The 22,788-nt window shown below is 36.1% G+C and carries 20 protein-coding genes; 5 read left to right on the top strand and 15 right to left on the bottom strand.

Annotation, left to right across the window (positions count from 1 at the left end; genetic code table 11):
* Positions 1–161: 161 nt before the first annotated feature.
* The 3 genes from ACB104_RS01320 to ACB104_RS01310 all read right to left on the bottom strand — a co-directional run bounded on the left by ACB104_RS01320 (position 162) and on the right by ACB104_RS01310 (position 6,325).
* Positions 162–3,707 carry a 4Fe-4S binding protein gene (locus ACB104_RS01320; protein WP_370476474.1) on the bottom strand — a complete coding sequence of 1,182 codons (3,546 nt, stop codon included), beginning with the start codon at positions 3,705–3,707 and terminating at the stop codon, positions 162–164.
* Between the two features lie 14 nt (positions 3,708–3,721).
* Entirely contained in the window at positions 3,722–4,276 is a 555-nt protein-coding gene (locus tag ACB104_RS01315; RefSeq protein WP_370476473.1) for an OsmC family protein, read from the bottom strand.
* A gap of 204 nt (positions 4,277–4,480) precedes the next feature.
* Positions 4,481–6,325 carry a sigma 54-interacting transcriptional regulator gene (locus ACB104_RS01310; protein WP_370476472.1) on the bottom strand — a complete coding sequence of 615 codons (1,845 nt, stop codon included), beginning with the start codon at positions 6,323–6,325 and terminating at the stop codon, positions 4,481–4,483.
* A gap of 119 nt (positions 6,326–6,444) precedes the next feature.
* Here ACB104_RS01310 and ACB104_RS01305 point away from each other — a divergent pair, with 119 nt between their 5' ends.
* A complete protein-coding gene (locus ACB104_RS01305) occupies positions 6,445–8,478 on the top strand; it encodes a FlgO family outer membrane protein (protein ID WP_370476471.1) in 2,034 nt (677 codons plus the stop codon).
* An 87-nt stretch (positions 8,479–8,565) separates the two neighbouring features.
* Positions 8,566–8,901, top strand: coding sequence for a DUF4870 domain-containing protein (locus ACB104_RS01300; protein WP_370476470.1), 336 nt, complete (start codon positions 8,566–8,568; stop codon positions 8,899–8,901).
* A 107-nt stretch (positions 8,902–9,008) separates the two neighbouring features.
* Here the strand turns inward: ACB104_RS01300 and dnaN are convergent, their stop codons facing one another.
* The 6 genes from dnaN to ACB104_RS01270 all read right to left on the bottom strand — a co-directional run bounded on the left by dnaN (position 9,009) and on the right by ACB104_RS01270 (position 14,426).
* Positions 9,009–10,127, bottom strand: coding sequence for a DNA polymerase III subunit beta (dnaN, locus tag ACB104_RS01295; RefSeq protein ID WP_370476469.1), 1,119 nt, complete (start codon positions 10,125–10,127; stop codon positions 9,009–9,011).
* 173 nt (positions 10,128–10,300) lie between these two features.
* A complete protein-coding gene (gene gldG, locus ACB104_RS01290) occupies positions 10,301–11,968 on the bottom strand; it encodes a gliding motility-associated ABC transporter substrate-binding protein GldG (RefSeq protein ID WP_370476468.1) in 1,668 nt (555 codons plus the stop codon).
* The gene (locus tag ACB104_RS01285; protein ID WP_370476467.1) at positions 11,961–12,446 is read right to left on the bottom strand and encodes a hypothetical protein; all 486 of its coding nucleotides are present in this window, start codon (positions 12,444–12,446) and stop codon (positions 11,961–11,963) included. The genes gldG and ACB104_RS01285 overlap by 8 nt, the downstream gene beginning before the upstream one ends.
* On the bottom strand, positions 12,443–13,162 hold the full coding sequence (gene gldF, locus ACB104_RS01280; RefSeq protein ID WP_370476466.1) for a gliding motility-associated ABC transporter permease subunit GldF: 720 nt from the start codon (positions 13,160–13,162) through the stop codon (positions 12,443–12,445). The genes ACB104_RS01285 and gldF overlap by 4 nt, the downstream gene beginning before the upstream one ends.
* 60 nt (positions 13,163–13,222) lie before the next feature.
* Positions 13,223–13,519, bottom strand: coding sequence for a putative quinol monooxygenase (locus tag ACB104_RS01275; protein WP_370476465.1), 297 nt, complete (start codon positions 13,517–13,519; stop codon positions 13,223–13,225).
* 13 nt (positions 13,520–13,532) lie between these two features.
* Complete coding sequence (locus tag ACB104_RS01270) at positions 13,533–14,426, bottom strand: SAM hydrolase/SAM-dependent halogenase family protein (protein WP_370476464.1); 894 nt, start codon at positions 14,424–14,426, stop codon at positions 13,533–13,535.
* Between the two features lie 154 nt (positions 14,427–14,580).
* On the opposite strand from ACB104_RS01270, the gene ACB104_RS01265 reads away from it, so the two are divergent.
* Positions 14,581–15,534 (top strand): PhoH family protein, encoded by a 954-nt coding sequence (locus ACB104_RS01265; protein WP_370476463.1) that lies wholly within the window; start codon positions 14,581–14,583, stop codon positions 15,532–15,534.
* A 164-nt stretch (positions 15,535–15,698) separates the two neighbouring features.
* Positions 15,699–16,649, top strand: coding sequence for a phosphoribosylaminoimidazolesuccinocarboxamide synthase (locus ACB104_RS01260; RefSeq protein ID WP_370476462.1), 951 nt, complete (start codon positions 15,699–15,701; stop codon positions 16,647–16,649).
* 246 nt (positions 16,650–16,895) lie between these two features.
* Here ACB104_RS01260 and ACB104_RS01255 read toward each other — a convergent pair whose 3' ends face one another.
* From ACB104_RS01255 to ACB104_RS01230, 6 genes are all read right to left on the bottom strand, one after another.
* Positions 16,896–17,543, bottom strand: coding sequence for an HAD family hydrolase (locus tag ACB104_RS01255; protein WP_370476461.1), 648 nt, complete (start codon positions 17,541–17,543; stop codon positions 16,896–16,898).
* 6 nt (positions 17,544–17,549) lie between these two features.
* A complete protein-coding gene (locus tag ACB104_RS01250) occupies positions 17,550–18,341 on the bottom strand; it encodes a carbonic anhydrase (RefSeq protein WP_370476460.1) in 792 nt (263 codons plus the stop codon).
* An 84-nt stretch (positions 18,342–18,425) separates the two neighbouring features.
* The gene (locus ACB104_RS01245) at positions 18,426–19,145 is read right to left on the bottom strand and encodes a 3-keto-disaccharide hydrolase (protein ID WP_370476459.1); all 720 of its coding nucleotides are present in this window, start codon (positions 19,143–19,145) and stop codon (positions 18,426–18,428) included.
* 144 nt (positions 19,146–19,289) lie between these two features.
* Positions 19,290–20,126, bottom strand: coding sequence for an OmpA/MotB family protein (locus ACB104_RS01240; RefSeq protein WP_370476458.1), 837 nt, complete (start codon positions 20,124–20,126; stop codon positions 19,290–19,292).
* A gap of 96 nt (positions 20,127–20,222) precedes the next feature.
* Positions 20,223–21,212: a glycosyltransferase family 2 protein gene (locus tag ACB104_RS01235; RefSeq protein ID WP_370476457.1), complete on the bottom strand. Its 990-nt coding sequence runs from the start codon at positions 21,210–21,212 to the stop codon at positions 20,223–20,225.
* On the bottom strand, positions 21,209–21,655 hold the full coding sequence (locus ACB104_RS01230) for a type I restriction enzyme HsdR N-terminal domain-containing protein (protein WP_370476456.1): 447 nt from the start codon (positions 21,653–21,655) through the stop codon (positions 21,209–21,211). Before ACB104_RS01230 ends, ACB104_RS01235 begins: the two co-directional genes overlap by 4 nt.
* Positions 21,656–21,779: 124 nt before the next feature.
* Here ACB104_RS01230 and holA point away from each other — a divergent pair, with 124 nt between their 5' ends.
* Positions 21,780–22,784, top strand: coding sequence for a DNA polymerase III subunit delta (gene holA, locus ACB104_RS01225; protein WP_370476455.1), 1,005 nt, complete (start codon positions 21,780–21,782; stop codon positions 22,782–22,784).
* Positions 22,785–22,788: the final 4 nt, after the last annotated feature.

Here is a 22,788-nt window from a genome sequence, read left to right as displayed (position 1 = left end):
GGCGCGTTATTAGTAAACAGTCTTGAGAGGTTGAATGGCTCACCAGGGTGATTTTTCAAAAAATTGAACAATACCTGACCTAAAGTTACAAAAAAATAGTGTGTCGATTGGGAAAACCGAGGCTTTTATGTCCATTCGTCTTGTCATTTCCTCTTAAGGGTTCAATTTTTATATGTTAGTTGTTGATTAATCTTTTTGTTCTGTAAAAGTTTTGCTCTATTCATAAATGGAGGACAAGAAAGTGCTAGATATTTATCAAACCTTCTATCTATATGCTTTTGAATTTGCCGAGTTTTACTGTTGAATTGTTCGGGGTAATTGTCAAAAAGTTTTGAAAATCTACCCTCCAATTTCAGATAATCTTGAATTTTAATTGATGGCTCTTTGGAATCCAATTGCAAAGTATTCAATCTTTTTTCAGCACGTCTCGGGTCATTTCTGTACAATAACCATTGCCCAGAATTAACCGCAGATTTATGGTACTTTGTTGGGTTTTTCATATCTATGCCATGGGATTCACTATGGCAGTAGGCAATTATAATTGAAGGGCCATCAAAGCTTTCAGCGTCATTAAAGGCTTTCAAGGTTTGTTCTTGGTCGGCTCCAATCGCTACCGATGCCACATAAACATTGTTATAAGTCATGGCCAAAAGTCCTAAGTCTTTCTTGTGTTTTTGTTTTCCGTTGAATTTAAATTTTGCTTCTGCTCCAAAAGGTGTTGCTTTTGAGGCTTGTGCGCCCGTATTATCGTAAACCTCATTGTCCAATACCAAGATGTTTATATTCTTTCCGGTGGCAATAGCATGGTCTAATCCACCATAACCAATATCGTATGCCCAGCCGTCGCCGCCAACAATCCAAACGCTTCTTTTAATTAAACTATCAACAATTGCCAAAAGTTGTTTTGCTTCCGGTTTTGAGATTTTGTTCAATAAACCCTTGAGCTTATTGACCCGTGCTCGTTGGCTGTTTATTTCAATTTCATTTTGTTGGGACGCTTTAAGAATATCATTAACTAAATCAATATCTAAATGAGGCGCAAGTTTTTTTAGAAGTTGTTTTGCTTGGTTTTCTTGTTGGTCTTTGGAAAACTTATAACCCAATCCAAATTCGGCATTGTCCTCAAACAGGGAATTTGACCATGCAGGGCCTTGTCCGTTGGCGTTTTTGCTCCAAGGGGTTGTCGGTAAAGCACCTCCAAAAATAGAACTCGCGCCAGTTGCATTGGCAATGAGTAATCTGTCACCGAATAACTGCGATAATAGTTTTAGGTAAGGCGCCTCACCACAGCCTTCAACACCACTTGAATATTTAAATAAAGGTTCTTGTAATTGCTGTTGGCTCACTTTATTAACATTGATTTTCCTTCTGTCGAATTCTGGAAGGGTTTCAAAATAGTCCCAGTTTTCGATTTCATCGTTAAACGTTTCGGATTTTTTAAATAGTTTTAAAGCTTTAACAGGACAAGCATCAACACAGTTGTTGCAGCCGTTACATTGATTGGGATTGACTAGGATGGTGTAGTTCATCAAGTCAAAATCTTGGGAAACAACATAGTCGAATTTTTCGGGTAAAGATGCAATAAACGTATCCTCAAAAACTTTAATTCTTAACGCTCCTTGTGGGCAGGCCATACTACACGCTCCACATTGTGTGCACAAATCGGTATTCCATTCTGGTAAAAAATGGTTGTTTGTTATTTGGTCATACTTTGAAGTATCTGTTGGATAGGTGCCATCTTTTGGAAGAAGACTAACCGGTATGTCGTTGCCTTGGTTGTTTAAAAGTTGCCCTAAAAACGAAGCATTAAATGCTTCATCAAAGTCAATATTGGTTGATTCTTTTTCGCTAGTAATCGTAGTTTCAACTTCATAAATAAAATCCAATAAATTAATTAGGTTTTCATTAAAGTCTATGTCATTTTTTAAAGCCAAAAAACAAGCATGGAATTCTGAAATATTGTTTTTATTCAAAACAGTACTGGCTTTTATTTCATCAGTGTTTACAGTTAAGAGTTGTATTTTCTTCTTAGTAATTAATTTTTGAGTTTTAGCCGTTAACGATTGCCAAAATGCTTTTGATGTTTGTGAAGTGTTAACCAAGAGCGTACCTCCTGTTATAAGTTTTTTAATGACATCAGTGTTTTGCGTGAAGTGTGCATATTGGCAACCGATAAAATTGGCCTGTTCTATTAAGTATGGTGCTCGAATTTGCTTTTTGTCAATGCGCAGGTGAGCGATGTTATGACTGTTTGATTTTTTATAGTTGCAAGCAATGTAACCTTGAACAAATAAGTTTTTGTTTTGTCCAATGTGCTCTAAGGTATTATTGAAGCTTTCGGTGGCTTTTTTGTTTTTTTCTTGATAAAAAATGGCTTGATAGTGACTGTTTTTTAAAATGACGTTTTCTGAATAGTCCAAGCTTAAGTTTGTTACGTCGTCATTAATGCCAATGGTAAAGTTATTTTTTGGTTGCTCTTGTTTTAAGTTGATAAAAATGGCCGCAACCATTGACGGTGTAAACTCTTTTGAAGATAACCCATAGCGACCTCCAATAATTCGTGGTATCGAGCTAATCTCACTTTTTTGATAAGTTTCTAAAATGGATTGAAGAACATCTAAATATAAAGGTTCACCAGTACTTCCAGGTTCTTTGGTTCTGTCTAAAACGGCTATGGACTTCACTGATTTTGGTAGCACTGAAATAAGATGTTTGGTGCTAAATGGACGAAACAATCTGACTTTTATCAAGCCATATTTGTTTCCTTTCTCATTTAATTGATTGATTGTGGTTTCAATAGTTTCAGTTGATGAAGCCATTGAAATGATGATGTGTTCAGCTTCTTCATGTCCAACATAGTCAAAAAGTTTATACGTTCTGCCTGTATGATTGGCCAACAAATCCATTTTATTTTGAACAACATCGGGACAGAAATTATAAAATGAATTAATGGCTTCCCGACTTTGAAAAAATACATCTGCACCTTGAGATGTACCCCTTAAAATGGGATTGTTAGGGTTTAAAGCCCTTTTTCTATGTTTTTGAATGTGTCGTTGGTCAATTAGTGAATGAATAGTTGAATCATTTATAATATCTATTTTATTGATTTCATGAGATGTTCTAAAACCATCAAAAAAATGCACAAAAGGGATTCTTGATTCAAGAGAAGCTGCCTGTGAAATTAAGGCGAAATCATGGGCTTCTTGCACAGAGGAACTTCCTAACATGGCATATCCAGATTGACGAACGGCCATAACATCGCTATGGTCACCAAAAACGGAAAGTGCATGGGTGGCGATACTTCGGGTTGCCACATGAATAACATTGGGTGTAAGTTCAGCGGCTATTTTGTACATGTTGGGTAGCATCAAAAGCAAACCTTGTGATGCCGTAAACGTTGAAGATAATGCCCCTGTTTGTAGCGCACCGTGCATGGCTCCAGCAACGCCAGACTCGCTTTGCATTTGAAAAACAGATGGCACATGGTCATTCATACCAAGTTTTTTTTCTGCGCTCCATTGTTCAACCAATTCGCTTATTTCTGAGGCTGGCGTAATGGGATAAATGGGAAACACCTCATTAGTTTTATATGCTATTTGTGCTACGGCCTGATTTGCGTTCAATATTTTCTTTGTGGTGGATTTCATTTTTGAAGGTGTTGAAAAATGGAAGTGAAAAAAAATGGCTACTTCGTGTTGAGTAGCCATTTTTTTAATTGTTGTTACCCTTTAATAATTTCAATTTTTACAGGGGTTGGGTTTGTAATCATATCGAATACTGGAGAAAATTTAGCTAAATTTTCCAATTGCTCAGCAGAAGCATCCGATTTAACCTTCAATTGCATTGTAATGCCATTAAAACCGGTTCTAACTTCAGGATCTAATCCTAAAAAGCCGTGCAAATCAGCAGTACCTTTAATTGTAGATTCTGCACCTTCAATATCAATACCGTTTGCTGCTGCATGATAAACCATGGCTCCTGTTAAACAAGAACTTAAAGCGTGCAATACTACTTCTGGTGGAGTAGCGGCTTCGTCTTTCCCAAGCAATACATGTGGGTGGCTACATTCCATGGTGAATGTTTCTTCACGTGTGGCATCTTCTTGGCCTGCACCGTAAAATCCTTTGATGCTGGAAACGCAATGTCCGCCATCAATCCAATTGTTTTTTGCTCTGAATTCGAATTTTGCCAATTCCGGTTGTTCTTGAATATGACCGATTGTTTCTACTAATTGGTCTACGTTTACACCGTTTTTTACATTTGCTGTTGTAATCATTTTTTAAAATTTAAATTGTTAAACATTATTGTTTGGTTGAAGTAAAGCCAATGGCGTGCCAAACTATATAACTAATTTGTAATCAGTTATATAAGTTGAATTTAGACTGCTAAATAATTAACGATATTTCATAAATTAACGAAATGTCGTTATTTAATTAACGAAATGTCGTGAAATGATTTGTAGTTTTTGAATGGGAGGGGATTAAACAGGCCTTTCAATACCCAAGGCTTTAATTCTCGATGCGAGGGTTGTTGGTGGTAGTTGTAATATTTCGGCAGCACCGTTTTCACCAGAAATTTTCCATTTGGTCTGTTTCAGGGCTTTCAAGATGTTTTTCTTTTCAAGAGCGACCAGTTCTTTTGAAGTCAAAATTTTTTCTTGGACTGGCTCTATTGCTCTTTCATCTTTACCCAGATTATTTGGGATGATGGTCTGCCAATTAATGTTCCCTTTTTTGGAGACAATAACGGCACGTTCAATCAAATTTTGAAGTTCCCTAACATTGCCTGGCCAAGGATAGGAGATTAGTAGAGCCTTGTCATTGTCTGATAGTTCAGCAATGGGTTTATTTAGTTTTTTTGAAAACTGCTTAATCATTTCCTCGGCAATTAAACAAATATCATTGCCTCTATCCCGCAATGCGGGTATTTCAATGGGAAAGACATTCAATCTATAATATAGGTCTTCCCTAAACTTTCCTTCTTTTGAAAACTCAAAAAGGTTTCTGTGTGTTGCCGCAATAATCCTAACATCAACTTTAATGGTTTCTGAACTTCCCACAGGGTCAAATTCGCCTTCCTGAATGATGCGCAGCAGTTTAGGTTGAAGTTCTAAAGGCATTTCACCTATTTCATCTAAAAAGATGGTGCCTTTATCAGCCAATAAAAATCGTCCTTTTCTACTTGCTGTAGCTCCAGTGAACGCTCCCTTTTCATGGCCAAACAGCTCACTTTCTATAAGGTTGGCCGGAATGGCCCCGCAATTAATCCTAATCAGGGGTTTATCATTTCTGTTGCTTTCTTTGTGTATGGCTCGGGCAACAAGTTCTTTACCTGTTCCTGTTTCGCCATGAATTAAAACAGTAGCGTCGGTTTTTGCGACTTGCTGAATGAGGTTCAAGGCATTTTTCATGCTTTTATCCTCGGCAATTATTCCATAGCTATTTGTGAGCTCCTGTATTTCTTCGGTTAAATATTCAGTCTGTTTGGTGAGTAAATTGATTTTATCTTCGGCAATCAAGCGCTCCTCAATATTTCTTAAAATGAGCGTGTAAAAGGTTTTGGAACCCTCACCATATTTGCTTATTGTGCCTTCGTTTAATGTTTCAGTATCTTTTGATCCAATAACTTTAACTATGTTTGGCAAGTATTTGTTGATGGATTTGCTGTTGTTTTCTTCCCTAACAATGCCTTCAATCAAATTTGCGCTGTCGTCATCAAAGAAAAACAAAATATTGCGTTGCAGCACGTCTTCATTTTCCAGTAGTTTGTTGGCCGAAGGGTTCGTTAAAAGTATTTTAAAATCGTTGCTAAACATAATAATGGCATCCATGGCGCCGTCAATCAGGCCACTCAATTTGCTGTTCGCCACTTCAATTTCCAATTTTGATGAAGCTAGTCGCTCTTGAATGGTATCAAGCTCGCGATGGCGTTTTATCATAACGGCCAAAATACCTTGCGCAAAACCACTATCATTTTTCATTAAATCGAAAAATTGTTCACGTTCAATTTTTAAAACTTTGGTATTTTCCAAGGCAGTTACTGAGGCCGATCGGGTGTCATTATCTATTAAGGCGTATTCGCCAAAACAATCATTTGATTTTAGTGTGTCGTAGATATGTCCTTTTTCATGGACTTTAACTTTACCGTGGGTAATGACGTACATCGAATCTCCAGTATCTCCTTTTTTAAAAATCGTTTCATTTTTAATGAAAGTTTCCTCACTAACGTTATTGGATAAACGTAGAAGGGATTCGTGCGATAACTCTGAAAAAAAAGGGGTTAGGGATAAAAACTTAGGGATATTTTCTGATGCTGCCTCAGCCATAGCATTGATTGTTTTATGATAAAGATATTAATTATTATGAGGTTTTTTGAGCTTTGTTTTTTTAACATTCAATTTCTAAAGATAATTAATTAAATTAGTTGCTTAACTCTACATGCAAGATGCCACGACATAGAGAACTTGTTGCGATTATGTTTACTGATATTGAAGGGTATACCTCATTGATGCAAGACGATGAGAAAGAGGCCTTATTGATAAGAGAAAAGCATCGAGAGATATTTGTGAGATGTACCAATAAATTTAAGGGAGAACTCATTCAATATTATGGTGATGGTACGTTAAGTACGTTTAGAAGTTCGGTAGAAGCCATTAAATGTGGCATTGAAATGCAGAAAGCATTTAGGGCTGAGCCGTCTATTCCAGTTCGAATTGGTGTACATGTTGGAGATGTTATTCGAACTGAATCAGATATTATAGGAGATGCTGTAAATGTTGCTTCTAGAATTGAATCTTTAGCAGTTGCAGGCAGTATATTGATTTCAGATAAAGTAAATGATCAAATAAGGAATCAAAAAGATTTATCTACTAAGTTCGTTGATGCCGTGCATTTTAAAAATGTAGATAAGGTGATTCCTGTTTTTGCAATTGCTAATGCAGATTTAGTAATTCCTGATAAAGACCACCTCAAGGGAAAAACCAAGCCAAATGACCTTGAGGTTTATAAAAGGTATAAGAAAAGGAGTTTTTTATTTTTAGGAATTCTATCTCTAATTTTTTTTATTTTACTTTTTACTCTTAAGAAAGGGGGTAAAGAATATGGGCTTAAGCAGCCTACATTGGCTGTTCTTCCTTTCAATAATATGAATGACGATGACCAATCCAATATTTTTACAGATGGAATCACAGAAGATATTATAACGCATCTTTCAAAAATTCAAAATCTGCAAGTTATTTCAAGGGCATCAGCAATGCACTATAAAGGAACCAAAAAATCAATACATGAAATAGCAAAAGAATTAGATGTGAATTATATTTTAGAGGGTAGTGTTAGGGTTAATAATAATCAAGTACGCATTAACGCAAATCTAGTTGATGCGGATAACAATAAAAATTTATGGGCTGACAATTATGATAAGACGCTGGTGGAAATTTTTAAAATTCAGAGTAATGTATCTAGAGATATTGCAAAAGCTTTGCAAATTACTTTAAGCGAAGGAGAGGTGCTCAGAATAGATAATCAACCTACTACAAATCCCGAAGCTTACAAAGCATTTAAAGAAGCACAAATGTATTTTCATAGAGGTGGGGGCAAAGTAGAGGAATTAAAAATGGCGGAAAATTTATTTAAAAAAGCTATTGAAAAAGACCCCGAGTTTTGTAGAGCTTATGTCGGTGTTGCGGAAACTTATTTAGAGTATATTTTTTGGGGAAGAGAATCGCCTAAAAAAATGATAGAAAAGGCTAGTGTACCTGCCTTAACGGCTCTAGCTATTAATTCAAATGATGGAGGTACTTTTGGGGTCTTAGGTGCAATAAGCTATTATAAATATGAAAAGGAAACAGCGATTAGATATTTGAAAAAAGCCATTGAACTAAATCCAAGTTATGTTGGCGCTTATAATAAATTGGCATGGATATATGCATTCGAAGGTGAGTTGGAATTAATGGAAGAAAATTTCAATAGAGTTTTGAAATTGGACCCTTTGTCTCCGAAGTATATTGGAGATATGGGGCAGGCTTATTATTATTTAAATGAGTTTCAAAAAGCAATAGACCTTATTGATGAATCTTTGAGTAAGTTCCCCAACGATAATATGCTAAAATGGATGAAGGCGACTAATTTAGCTGCTATTGGTAAATATCAAGAAGCAATTGACCTTTACACATCTAGAAGTGTTGCTTCCCACACTAATTGGATGCTCGGATATTGTTACGGTATGATTGGAGAATATGCTAAAGCCAAAGAAATTTTAGATTACCAACTTAACAAGAGTAAAACGATTTATGTACCAGCTTACATGATAGCGACAATTTACATGGGCTGCGGCGAAAAAGATAAGGCGCTGGATTACCTTGAAAAAGATTACGAATTCGGTGGTCAAGGATTGTTTTTTTGGGGATTGAAACAAGATATCAAGTTTAAGCCACTTCGAAATGAACCTCGTTTTATAGCCTTATTAAATAAAATTGATTAAGTACTATAATTTAATTATTAATATCTATTTGTAACATTTCAAATTTGAACGCGTCGTATAAGTGTCAATCAAAACACGACCATCATCATGAGACAGGATAACCAACTTTTAGTTATTACACATTTAGCCCAGTTGCTTACTTTTTTAACAGGATTTGGAGGACTTATAGTTCCTTTAGTCATTTGGGCAATCCAAAAGGAAAATGTATACAAAATGGATGAACAGGGAAAACATATTGTCAACTTTCAATTGAGTATGCTGGTGTACACCATAATTTGTATTCCTTTGGTATTTATACTGGTAGGTATTTTTGGCCTGATTATTTTAGGGATTATATCCTTTATATTTCCAATTATTAATGCCATTAAAGCGAGCCACGGAGAAAAGCCCACATACCCTTTATCTCTTAATTTTATTAGTTAGTTTAGTTATATTGAGATAAACAAAACGCCCACCAAATTGGTGGGCGTTTTTAGTTTGCTGCCAAAGGCAACTTACTTATCTAGTTTAGTTTAGAGGTTTTAAAGGAATTAATTGTTGAGCATTACAGGCATTACCAACATAGTCACTTTCTCTCCTTCATCAAGTCCGTCAATTGGCGTTAAAAGACCAGCTCTGTTTGGCATACTCATTTCCAATTGTACGTCGTCGGAATTTAGGTTATTTAGCATTTCGGTTAAAAACCGCGAGTTAAAACCAATTTGCATATCATCGCCTTGGTAGTCGCATGTTAAACGCTCTTCGGCTTTATTGCTGTAATCAATATCTTCGGCAGATATATTTAATTCAGCACCGGCAATTTTTAAGCGAATTTGATGTGTGGTTTTATTAGAAAAGATGCTCACACGACGAACAGAGTTTAAGAATTGATTTCTATCAATCACCAGTTTGTTCGGATTTTCTTTTGGAATTACGGCTTCATAATTAGGGTATTTTCCATCAATCAAACGACAAATCAATTCGGAATTTTCAAAAGTGAATTTGGCATTGGAGTCGTTGTACTCAATAGTTACGTCGTCTTCACTTGCTGCTAAAATACCTTTTAAAAGATTTAAAGGTTTTTTAGGCATGATGAACTCTGCCACTTGGTTGGCCGAAACATCCTCGCGTGTGTATTTTACCAATTTGTGGGCATCGGTAGCGACAAAGGTTAAACCTTCAGTTGAAAACTGGAAAAATACACCGCTCATTACCGGGCGTAAATCATCGTTACCTGCAGCAAAAATAGTTTTGCTAATTGCTGTTGCCAAAATATCACCGGTTACAACCGTTTTGCTCGGGTCTTCCAATGCTACTGCTTTTGGAAATTCATTTCCATTGGCATAGGCCAAGGCATATTTACCATGGTTTGAGCTTATTTCAACCGTATTGTTGTCCTCAACAATAAAGGTAAGTGGTTGCTCAGGGAATGTTTTCAAGGTATCCAATAACAACCTTGCCGGTATGGCCACGCTGCCTTCGCTATCACTTTCAACATTTAAGGTTGACGACATGGTGGTTTCTAAATCGCTTGCAGAAACAGTTAATTGGCTGCCATTCAATTCAAATAAAAAATTGTCGAGAATAGGTAGGGTGTTCGAGCTATTTATAACACCTCCTAAAATTTGTAATTGTTTTAATAAATACGTGCTTGATACTATAAATTTCATCTGAAGATTTTATCGTTTTTCTCAGGTTAAAGGAAATAAAGGTTTTAAGCTATTTCTAGAAAGTTTACTAAGAAATCCAATTTATTTCGCCAACCAGCTTAGTTTAAATTGTCATTATATTACTTACAAATATATCCCAATCAGTCTATATTTCGAAACAAACTTATTAACATTTAGCAAGCAAATTTTTTCCTTCTAATGTAGTTGAAGACAAGTCCAAAAAGACCTAATAAAACCAATGGCAAGGCAATGTTTATAAGCTGCCACTTGGTTTTTTCGTCCGCAATTTTTTCTTGGTTTAAAAAGGCTACGGCAATTTCTTTGGAACGAATGTTTATAAGTCCATTATCGTCCAAAAGGTAATTTACGGCATTCAGTAAAAATTCCTTGTTGCCATACAATTGCCCTGTCCATCTGTCAAAGCCCAATTCTTGCGGCGTGTTTCTAACCACGTCGTTTTTAATCACGTCACCGTCAGCTACCACAATCATTTTGGTTGGTTCGCTTTTATCTTCTACTCCTGACAGTTTAAAAGGCTTAATGCGGTTGCTGTATACGGAACTGAATTCACCTTCCAAAAGAACGGCAAGTGTTTGGTTGCCTTTGTTGAACAATTGCGGATTTTGCTCTTTGGTAACAATGTCCAAACTCACTTCTCGTGGCGTGCCTTCCAATTTAGTCAATGGGGCTGACTTTAAAAGAATGGTTTTTTTAACTTGGTTTTTAAGGGTGTCTATTTGGTTGGCAAAATCAAATTTCACCAAATTTAAATTATTGACGATTGGGTGGTTGCTACTCGAACCCGCCAAGGGCGAATAGGGCCATTTTAGATGTTGAAATTGCGATTCGCTGCCACTGCCCATGGCCAATGTAATTGGTGCAGAATATAAAGAACTAACCATAACCGGATTTATGCGAACACCATATTTAAAGAAAAAGTCGGTTAAGTTTAAATCCCTCGTAACAGCATAATTTTTACCCGAAGCATTGTATAGACTATCTTTTTCCATGATTACGGCATCAATCAACCAAAGGCTCTTTCCTCCGTTCATGGTGTATTGGTCCAAAACCAGTTTTTCCTCTTCGGTAAACGCTTCGGTGGGTTTTGCGGAAATTACCAAATCATAGGTTTCAATTTCCTTAAGGGCGTTTTGTGGGTTTGAAGCAACACTATCCAAAGTAAAAGGTGCGATAAAATAGTATTCACCTAGTTTTTTCAAGAAGTCGGCTATGTATTTGTCCTCTAGTTGTTTATTGCCTTTTAAAATGGCTATTTTTTGGTGTTTTGGTTTGGTAAGTTTGTTAAATCCGTCTGCAAAAGCATATTCCAAATGTTGCACGGAATTGGTAACCAGCTCTTGCTGAGAAGCACCAATTTTGTTTTTCACCAAAGGAATAATAACCGTTTGCCCATTATAACTTGCCAAAGCCCACGGAAAAATGACCGCCAGAGAGGATTTTCCACTTTCTTGAACACTAAGTTGCATTGGCGTTAAACCACGTTGGGTAAGTTGCTGAATGTTCTGTTCTTTTGTGCTTTCTTCTTCTAACGGGTTGATGAAATCAAAGACAATATTTTTGTTTTGTGCTGCAAACTCTTCAAGTAATTGTTGTGTTTCCTTTTGAAGTCGTCTGAATTCCGAGGGGAAATCTTCACCTTCCAAAAAAACGTCAACAACAATGGGAGATTCAATATCCTTTATAATGTTAACGGCCGATTCGCTTAAAGTATAACGTTTATCTGAAGTTAAATCAAAACGTTTGTAAACCTTGTGGCCTAAAAAGTTAACGGCAACCAAAGCCGCGATAAGAATGACGATATGTTTTAAATATTTAGTCAAAAGTTTTTTCTAATTGATATGAGGTAACCGACTTCACTTTGTTGTTTTCAAAATTCAGTTCAATGCATTCTTGCATGTTGTTAAACGCTCCGGGTTTAAAACCCATATTGTAGTTCCATTTATCCGGTGAGTTGGCTTTTATCGCATTATCCCACCCGTACCATTCGCTTTCACCTAAAAGGTTTTCTACTTCATTTTTGTCCTTTCCAATAAAAATACTGTCGTTTAAAATTTCATGTGCCATTTCGAAGCGCAATGCGGGTTCTGCTTCCCAAGCCTCGGCATCAAAATGTTTTTCATGATTATAACTACTGAAAATATTCAAAATTGGGTAAAACACATAAAAATAAACGATTGGCGTTAAAACCAAACTGACCAAAAAAGTTAGCCATTTGCGCTTATCAATGGTGTTGACAAACAGCCAAACCAACACAAAAACCAAAATCATAGAAATAATAAAAATTGGTGTAATAATCATTTACGTTCGGTATTCAATTTTAGTTTGGTTAACATTAAAAAAAACATGGTGATGCTCAAAAAATAAACAATATCCCTTGTATCCAGGACACCTCGCCCCATGCTCTTAAAATGGGCATTCATGCCTAATTGTTCAACAAAATTACTGGATGTGTAATCGGCGATGCCTTCAAAACCAATGTAAAAGAAAAAGCAAATAAAAACCCCAACAATAAAGGCCACAATCTGGTTGTCTGAAAGGGTAGAGGCAAACACGCCTATTGAAGTGTAAGCGGCCACCAAAAACAAGAGCCCGAAATAAGAGCCCAATGTGCTTCCCATATCCAAATTCCCAACAGGGTTGCCCAATTCATAAACCGTGTAAGCGTACAGTAACGTTGGAATTAAAGCTATAATAATTAAGATAAAGGCGCCAAAATATTTGCCCAAAACAATGTTGAAAGCCGATATGGGCTTGGTGAGCAACAGTTCTAAAGTGCCTTGTTTTTTTTCATCTGAAAAACTACGCATGGTTACCGCAGGAATCAAGAATAGCAAAATCCATGGAGCCAAAAGAAAAAACGACGATAAGTCGGCAAAGCCGTAGTTTAAAATGTTAAAATCACCCTTGAATAGCCAAAGAAATAGGCCGTTTACCACTAAAAAAATTCCAATAACCAAATACCCGATTGGTGAGGCAAAAAACGAATTTATTTCTTTTTTTAAAATGGCTAGCATTAAAGGTATTTATGGTTCAAGGTTTCAGAATCAAAATTCAAATATCGTTAATTTAATTCGTTATTTAAGCGTTTCAATTTTTTCAACACTCCAAGCCTCTGGACGAATGCTAAAAAGCGGCTTAACCCTGCTCCAGACTTTTTTGAATAATTCCGATTTTCGATATTGTTCCAAATGTTCTTCAGATTCCCAATAACTATAGGTAAAAAATACGCTCGGGTTGGTTTTATCTCTATATAACTCCAAATAAGAACAGCCTTCAAAAGCCCTAATATCTCCCTTGGTGTCATGGAAATTATCTAAAAAAGCATCAATATTCTGCTTGTAAAATCCCATTTTCACTATTCTTACTATCATAGATTACGTTTGTTTAAAAGTCGGTAGCTTTAGACACAATTTGTGGCATGTCAATACCTTTTGGTGTTAAGGGAGCAGCAATAAAATTAATGCTCACAGCATCCATTAATCTGAGCCCCAAAAGTGTTGAGGCACTGCCCACATTTTCACTATTGCTTTTGTAAACGGCAATTTCCAAAAAATCCCCAGAGTTAAAAACGGCTAGTTTACGGCCCTCGTCGTGTCGTTTGTTTTCGGGAATTTCAAAGTTTACAATGCCACTATATTTCTTGTGTATCTTTTTAAAGGTGTAGTTTCTGGCTGAAATTTCGAAAGACCGTCCCTTCTGAATGGCCTCAAAGAAACTTCGCTTAATGTTGGTCACCACATTTCCGTAATTATCCACGTATATCACACTACCCACAATTTGCGTTTTGTCGTCGTTCACATAAGGCACAATGTTCTTGATGGGTTTTATTTCTTCAATGTTTTTGCCAATAACCTCCAAGGTTCCGCCGCGCGCAATATGGCAAGCCACTTTTACAAACACATCCAAAACAGGGAAACTGGTTTGTATTTTATCATGGATGTTAATTTCAACAATTTTTTGTGGCGCAATTTCAGAACAAATCATGCTCATAATACCATTGTTGGCACATATAAAATAGTGGTCGTCCAGTTTAAGCGCAATATGTTTGTTTTCAGGATTTAATTCAGAATCAATCCCAATAATATGAATGGTGCCCTTCGGAAAACTTTTATAAGCATTTTGAATAATGTAAGCGGCCTCAGGAATATTAAATGGCGAAACGGAATGCGAGATATCAACAATTTTCACTTCGGGCAGTTCACTGTAAATAGCACCTTTTGTTGCGCCAGCAAAGTGGTCTTTTTCGCCAAAATCGGTAGTTAGGGTGATGATTGCCATGGGCAAAATTGTTGATATGTTTTTAGTTCGTGGTCACTCAAATTTAGTATTTTTGAGTTTTAATAACCAATTACAAAACTAAGAAATCATTTTGTCTGATTGGATATAAATCACATTTAATCAAACGGAAATTTTAAAAAATAATTATAAGCCTTTGAACGAAATCATTCTTGAACTTGAAGAGATTGCTCCAAAAGAACTTTTTGGAGCTCAAAATGCCAACATCGAACTTATAAAAAAACACTTTCCTAAGTTAAAAATAGTAGCACGGGGCAATAAAATTAAAGCTTTTGGTGATGAAGAATTACTGGAGGAGTTTGACCATCGTATGACTATGCTTTTTAAGCATTATGGAAAGTATAATAAGCTAGACGAAAACACCATTGAGCGTGTATTGACCAGCCAAAGCAGTGACGATTATAACACGTCACAACAAAGTGGTGAAGTCATTGTACATGGTGTAGGCGGAAGGTTGATAAAAGCCCAAACCACCAACCAACGTAAATTGGTAGAGCTGATTCGGAAAAACGATATGGTTTTTGCCATCGGGCCAGCAGGTACGGGAAAAACCTATACAGGAGTGGCTTTGGCGGTTCAGGCCTTAAAAAACAAAGAGGTAAAGCGTATTATTTTAACGCGCCCAGCCGTTGAGGCAGGGGAGAACCTTGGGTTTTTACCAGGCGATTTGAAGGAAAAGCTAGACCCATATATGCAACCGCTTTACGATGCGTTGCGCGATATGATTGCACCAGAAAAATTGGCGCATTATATTGAAAATGGTACCATACAAATTGCACCGTTGGCGTTTATGCGCGGTAGAACATTGGACAATGCATTTGTAATTCTTGATGAAGGTCAAAATACCACCCATGCGCAAATGAAAATGTTTTTAACCCGAATGGGAAAAAACGCTAAATTTTTGTTGACGGGAGATCCAGGGCAAATCGATTTGCCACGTCGTACCATTTCAGGACTCAAGGAAGCCTTATTGATTTTGAAGAATGTTGAAGGCGTAGGCATGATATTTTTGGATGATAAAGATGTTATCCGCCACAGCTTGGTTAAAAAGGTGATTGAGGCCTATAAGAGTATTGAAAACAGAGAGTAGTTTAGTTTATAGTTTTCAGTTGCGGTAAACAGTTAAATTACAAATTGATGTCACCCTGAGCGGAGTCGAAGGGTCTTTCAAAAAATAAAATAATTTCGAGGTTTACGCTAAAGCGTAATGACGATAAGAAATCAAAAATCGAAAATCGAATTTCGAAAATCAAAATGAGTAATACCATAATCGATACCAATTTCAATTTTCCAGGGCAAAAAAGTGTTTATAAAGGAAAGGTAAGGGAAGTTTATAACATAAATGATGAACAATTGGTGATGATAGCCACCGACAGGCTTTCAGCCTTTGACGTTGTTATGCCAAAAGGTATTCCATACAAAGGGCAAATACTCAACCAAATTGCAACCAAAATGATGGCAGCCACCGAAGATTTGGTTCCGAATTGGTTGACCGCCACTCCAGACCCCAATGTGGCCGTTGGGCATTTATGCGAGCCTTTTAAGGTAGAAATGGTGATTCGTGGGTATATAAGCGGTCATGCTGCTCGCGAGTACAAAGCAGGAAAACGTATGCTTTGCGGTGTGCCTATGCCAGAAGGTATGAAAGAAAATGATGCTTTTCCAGAACCAATCATAACACCGGCCACTAAAGCCGAAATGGGCGACCACGACGAAGATATTTCCCGAGAAGATATTTTAAAACGGGGTATTGTTTCAAAGGAGGATTATGAAATCTTGGAAGATTATACCAAAAAACTCTTTAAGCGCGGCACTGAAATTGCAGCGGCACGAGGCTTGATTTTGGTAGATACCAAATACGAATTCGGAAAAACTAAAGATGGAAAAATTGTATTGATTGACGAGATACACACCCCAGATTCGTCAAGGTATTTTTATTCCGATGGTTATAAAGAACGCCAACAAAAAGGCGAGCCACAAAAGCAGTTGAGTAAAGAGTTTGTGCGCCAATGGCTAATTAGCAATAACTTTCAAGGATTAAAAGGGCAAACTGTGCCTTTTATGAATGACGAATACGTTGAGACCGTTAGCGAGCGCTATATAGAGCTTTACGAAAATATTACAGGCGAAACTTTTATTAAAGCCGATGTTAGTAACATTCAAGAACGTATTGAAGCTAATGTTTTGGCTTATTTGAAAAAGTAAAAATAAATGATATGATTAAAAAAGGCTTTACATTTTGTAAAGCCTTTTATTATTATGTTGATTTTAAGGTGGGCTTATCGTTATGATATGCGTCGTTTTAATGACTTATATCAGTCGATACTCAAACAAGTTCAGCACATGTAAGCGAAGTTATATTTTTAAAATCAAAAAGTAAATAATTACGGCATATATAAAAAATAAAAGTTGTCAACTTTTTAAAAGTTAATAGTTTGGTTTTAAAGATAATTACAACAAATCCATCAGCTCCAATGGGTGCTTTAGTATATGTTTCGCACCGCTTTCAATTAATTCGGTTTTATCCCTAAAACCCCAAGACACACCAACGGCAAGCATTTTGGCGTTTTGTGCGGTTTGGATATCTATAGCGGTGTCTCCTACAAATATGACTGCTTCAGGCGGAAGATATAAGGTTTTGCTAATTTCCACCGCTTTTTTTGGGTTGGGTTTTTTGTGTGCCTCATTGCTCAATCCTTCAACAGCTTCAAAATAATTTGGAAACAGTGCCAAAACTATTTTTTTGGTCAGTTGGTCTGTTTTGTTGGAGAGTACGGCTAGTTTTATGTTTTCGGTTTTCAGGTGGTTTAACAGGTCTATAATGCCATCGTAAGGCTTGGTTTTTTGCGTGCATTGGGTACTGTAAATACTCATCATTTCATTAAAAACAGTCTCAATTTGTGCTTCCTCGCGCTGGTTTTCTGGTAAAGCCCTTACGACCAAGCGTTTTATACCGCTACCGACAAATTGTTTATAGGTTTCATAACTATGCGTTGGGTAATTGTAGCTTTGTAGCACGGTATTCATGGCATTGGCTATATCTTCAATTGAATTTACCAATGTGCCATCTAAATCAAAAATTACGGCTTTATAACCCATATTGCACTAATAATTTAAGGTTACCACCCGGTCGTTTAAGGGTTGTTCGTTACGGTAGTTGTTTAATGGCATGTTGTTTTTAAGTTTTACTACCTCTTCAACCGAAAGTACAATGGGTTGTTCAAAAACCACCCAATTAACATTTTCACTGCATGGTGGGGTGGTTAACGAGCCATTGTAAGAGTAAAAATTATTGTTGCCCTTAAAAAGGGAAGACAAATCTATGTTGTGGTGAATGTCTTTATTGGCTCCGTTTTCAATGGGTAAAAAGCTATCGAAAAACTCGAACAACTCACTGTCGTCACCTTCTTCACCCAAAATGCCCAAAACGGTGATTTTACCTAATTTACTGAGGTGTACCAAATGCATTTCAATAGGGTAGATGATACCGTTGATGCGATGCTCCGAAGGCTCATGAAAATGAATTTGCTTGAGGTAAAAGGTTTCGTTTTTGTAGTTGATGGAATCACCAGTTTCAAAATCAAACTGTATGGAATGCCCATTGTTTTCAACCTTACTGATAAGTGTTGTAGGTGTATACAGTATTTTTAAATCGGTTTTGGTAGCCGAAGAATCTGTATCTTTATGAATAATGTTTATGGGTGATTGGTGTTTTCCATCGCAATTGGAATTTTTTTCAATTTCAACCCAATGCTCAGGCGATGTTTCTCCAGAATAACTCCAATGTTGTTCATGTTCCGTCTGTTCGTGGGTGGTTATGGTTTCGCTTTTCTCGTTTTTACAAGATGAAGCCAATAACAAGCCACAAGCCAATAAAGTGAGGGATTTGGTACTCATTATGTTAGTTTTTTTAAGCTTTAAAATTAAATAATGAAGAATTCATAAAACCTAATTTTTATCAGTTTATATGGATTTTTTTTGTTATTCAGAATTCAAGGTTTTAAGTTGAATGTTTTTAAATTCAACTTTCATTGGTGGCCCCGTATGCACCTGTACGCCAATGAATCCTGATTGCTTTCGGTTTAAGCTATCGTTATCTGTAACATCACTCATAAGCTTTCCGTTAACAAAATGCTGCAATCTGTTGTTTTTTGCAATAATGTGAAAGGTGTTCCAATCGTTGTCTTTTATATAATTTAAAAGACTATCTTGGTTTCCCAAAGATGCCAGAATCTCCGAACTTTGCCACGCATTGCTCACAATATTGTTTTTTAACGAGTTTTCACTTTCTGGGTTGGGCTGGGAATTAACAATGACCTTTTGGCCGCGAGGCGCCAATGTTGTGCGTCCGCGTTCTTCGTAATTCATACCCGTGTATCGGTTACTACCGTCAATATCACCTTGATAGCCTTTTAATGCAAAAGGTAACGTGTCAATTAACGAACTTCTGTAATTGATGCCACTGTTTCCTTTATCGGAAATTTTAAAGTCTAATTTCAATTCAAAATTTGATGGTGCGCCACCTTTCCAAATAATAAACGTGTTTCTTTTAAGCAGCGTTTCCGGGATTATTTCTCCAACTAAAATACCATTTTGTACACGCCAATAGGTTGGGTCTCCTTCCCAATTTTCAAGATTCTTGCCATTAAAGATATTAATGAACCCATCTGGTTTAGATTCTGCGACTTTCTTGCAATTCATATTAGCTAATAAAGCAGTAGAAATAAACAGGAGTTTTAGGGTGCTATTTGATACCATGATTTTGTATTATTATGGACTTTGAGATGTAGTAAATGAAAAAGCCCAATCTTTTGATTGGGCTTAATTCTATAATTAGAACACAGATTATTTGCCTGCTTCTAAATTTTTCATTTCTTTTTCAATCATGTCATAGAACTGATCGATTTTTGGAAGCACAACAATGCGAGTACGTCTGTTTTTTGCTCTGTTTTCAGCAGTATTGTTATCTACCAATGGCACATAATCAGCACGTCCGGCAGCAATCAATTGTGCAGGGTTTACGCTCAATTCTTCTAAAACTCTTACAACTGAAGTAGCGCGCTTAACACTTAAATCCCAATTATCTAATAAAGGAGGTTTGTTGTAAGGAACATTGTCTGTATGGCTTTCTACCATACATTCAAAATCAGGTTTGCTGTTTACAACTTTGGCAACTTTGGCAAGAACTTCTTTAGCTCTTGAAGTTACATTGTAGCTTCCACTTTGGAACAATAATTTATCAGCAATTGAAATGAATACAACACCTTTTTCAACATTAACTTCAATGTCTGGGTCGTTAATTCCAACTTCACGTTTTAAACTTGTTACAAGTGCTAAAGTAACACTGTCCTTTTTGGTAAGGGCATCTTGTAAACGAGTGATTTTTAAATCTTTTTCTTTGATACTCTCTAATGTTTTTTCAACGTTTGAAGCACCTTTTGCGGATAAAACTTGAAGGTTTTCATTATAATTTTTCAATGTAGCTACTTGGTCTTCCAAAGCTGTAACTCTGGCAGTTGCAGAAGCTCTATCTTCTAAACAAGCGTTTAATTTTACGGTTGCTGAGTTTAATAAATCTTGAGTTTCTTTTTGTTTAGCTTGAAGGTCGGTATATAATTTTTTAGATACACATGAACTTAGTAATATCATTGAAGATACACCAAGTAATAAAACTTTTTTCATAATTGTTTAAGGATTAATTTTTCTTGTTAATTGCTAGAACAAAAATATATAAAAATCAGCCGTTTTTAACATTTTAACAAAACTTTTACTAACTATTTATAAACTTTTGTAATTAGTTTTTTTATTTACGAAATAATCAATGACAATAGATGGTTTTTTGTAATAATTTATTTTCTTTTTGACCAATCTTCGCTGTTTTACCAAGTGATTAAAATGGAAATAGAAACTTAGATGGGCTTTGACTATGGCCAGTGTATGTTCAGGTTTCAATTCCAGAAGAAATTTCACTCCGGCAATGCCATCTAAAATCAGTCGGGTTAATATTTTTCCAAATAAAATCCCTTTTCCGTTTTTGGTAAGTATAAATAGACTATTTCTAAAATTTAGATATGTTTTTTTCGGATTGGAATTGCTGAGTGTGGCACCTCCAACATGGTAAACTTTAGAATCGCTAACATATTTAATGGAATATCCCATATTTTTTGCCCGCCAGCATAGGTCAATCTCTTCCATATGGGCAAAAAAATCTTCATCCAAACCTTTTAGTTCTTGAAACACTTTACTTCTAATAAAGAAGCAAGCACCCGATGCCCAAAATATTTCGGCAACATCATTGTATTGACCCAAATCCTTTTCTATGGAATTAAAAATTCTTCCCCTGCAATAGGGATAGCCATATTTGTCTATAAAACCTCCAGCGGCACCTGCGTATTCAAAATAATCTCGGTTCTTAAAATCTAGTAATTTTGGTTGAATTATGGCTGTATCAGGGAATTTATTAAACGCTTCAATGATTGGAGTAAGCCAATTTTCTGTTACTTCAACATCACTATTCAAAAGGCAATAAATATCTGCTTCAATTTGCTTCAAGCCGTCATTGTAGCCTTTGGAATAGCCGCCATTTTCTGTGTTTTGAATTACTTTAACATCGGGAAAATTTGCATTTACAAAGGTAACTGAATCGTCCGATGAAGCATTATCAATCACATAAACCTTGGCTTCTCTAGAATATGTGACCACAGAAGGCAAAAACTGTTCGAGTAATTTTTTTCCGTTCCAATTTAGTATGGCAATGGCAATATTCATGAGTTATAATCTGGAATGTCCTTTAAAAATTGGTAACGTTCTTGTTTAAAATCCATTTGGCAATAATAATGATTTAATCCGTTGGTAACCATCAAATAAGTGGCATTCAATTCCAAATTATAACGGGCAACTTGATCAAAAGTGTCTTGGTTTATGGTTATAGTGGGTGCTTTGCATTCAACAATTAAATGAATGCTTCCGTCCGTATTAAAAACAACAACATCATAACGTTTTTTCAAGTTGTTTATAATCAATTCCTTTTCAACGTTGATTAATGATTTTGGATAGTTTTTTTCTTGAATTAAATAAAGCAAACAATGTTGACGCACCCATTCCTCAGGTTGTAAAACCACGAATTTTTTACGGATGTCATCAAAAATAGAAAGTTTATTTTCTTTATTTTTGAAACGAAATGAATACTTGGGGAAATTAAGTGCTTGCAATACTGATGCGTTTAATTTTCAAAGTTAACCACAAAATAATAAATAACAATTTCCAAATACCAAATTCCGTAGCAAGTATGTTTTGCAAAGAATATTGTTGTTGTTTTAAAACTTTTTAAACGATTTGGACGAAGTAAAAGAATTGGTCAACGATATAAAAAATGGGAATGTAAAACCCATCTATTTTTTAATGGGTGAGGAGCCATATTATATTGATAAGATTTCCGATTTTATTGAAAGTACCATACTCCAAGAAGAAGAGCGCGGATTCAATCAAATAATCTTGTACGGGCGTGATGTAACCGTTGAAGATATTGTAAGCAATGCCAAACGATATCCCATGATGGCAGAATATCAGGTGGTTATTGTTAAGGAGGCGCAAGATTTGTCACGCAGCATTGAAAAATTGGCTACATATGCCGAAAACCCTCAGCCTACCACGGTTTTGGTTATTAATTACAAATACAAAAAGATTGATAAGCGGAAGGGATTGTACAAAACCTTGAAGAAAACAGGGGTGGTTTACGAAAGTAAAAAGCTCTATGAAAACCAGGTAGCTGATTGGATACGCAGAGTGCTTTCACCAAAAAAATACGCCATTTCTCCAAAGGCAGCACAAATGCTTGTTGAGTTTTTAGGAACAGATTTGAGCAAAATCAATAATGAACTTGAGAAACTCCAAATTATTTTGCCCGAGGGAACACAAATAACACCAGAGCATATTGAGCAAAATATAGGAATAAGTAAAGATTATAATAATTTTGAACTGCGTAAAGCTATCGGTGAAAGGGACACAAGCAAGATTTTTAAAATCATCAATTACTTTGCTGAAAACCCGAAAGACAACCCCATGGTAGTTACAGTTTCGTTGTTGTTTAATTTTTTTTCACAGTTACTCCATTTTCATGGACTCAATGATAAATCGCCACGCAGTGTGGCTTCGGCCTTAAAAATCAACCCGTATTTTGTTAATGAATACATCAATGCTGCCCATAATTTCCCCATGAGAAAGGTGAGTAAGGTAGTGGCTATTTTGAGGGAATTTGATGTTAAGGGAAAAGGAGTTGGGTCAAACGCTGTGCCTCAAGGTGATTTATTGAAGGAACTTATGGTTAGAATTTTAAATTGATTTT

It is taken from the genome of Tamlana flava (assembly GCF_041287255.1).
In the GTDB taxonomy this organism is placed as follows: domain Bacteria; phylum Bacteroidota; class Bacteroidia; order Flavobacteriales; family Flavobacteriaceae; genus Tamlana; species Tamlana flava.
Note: the sequence above shows the minus strand (reverse complement) of the source record. Positions and strands in the feature narration are given on the sequence as shown.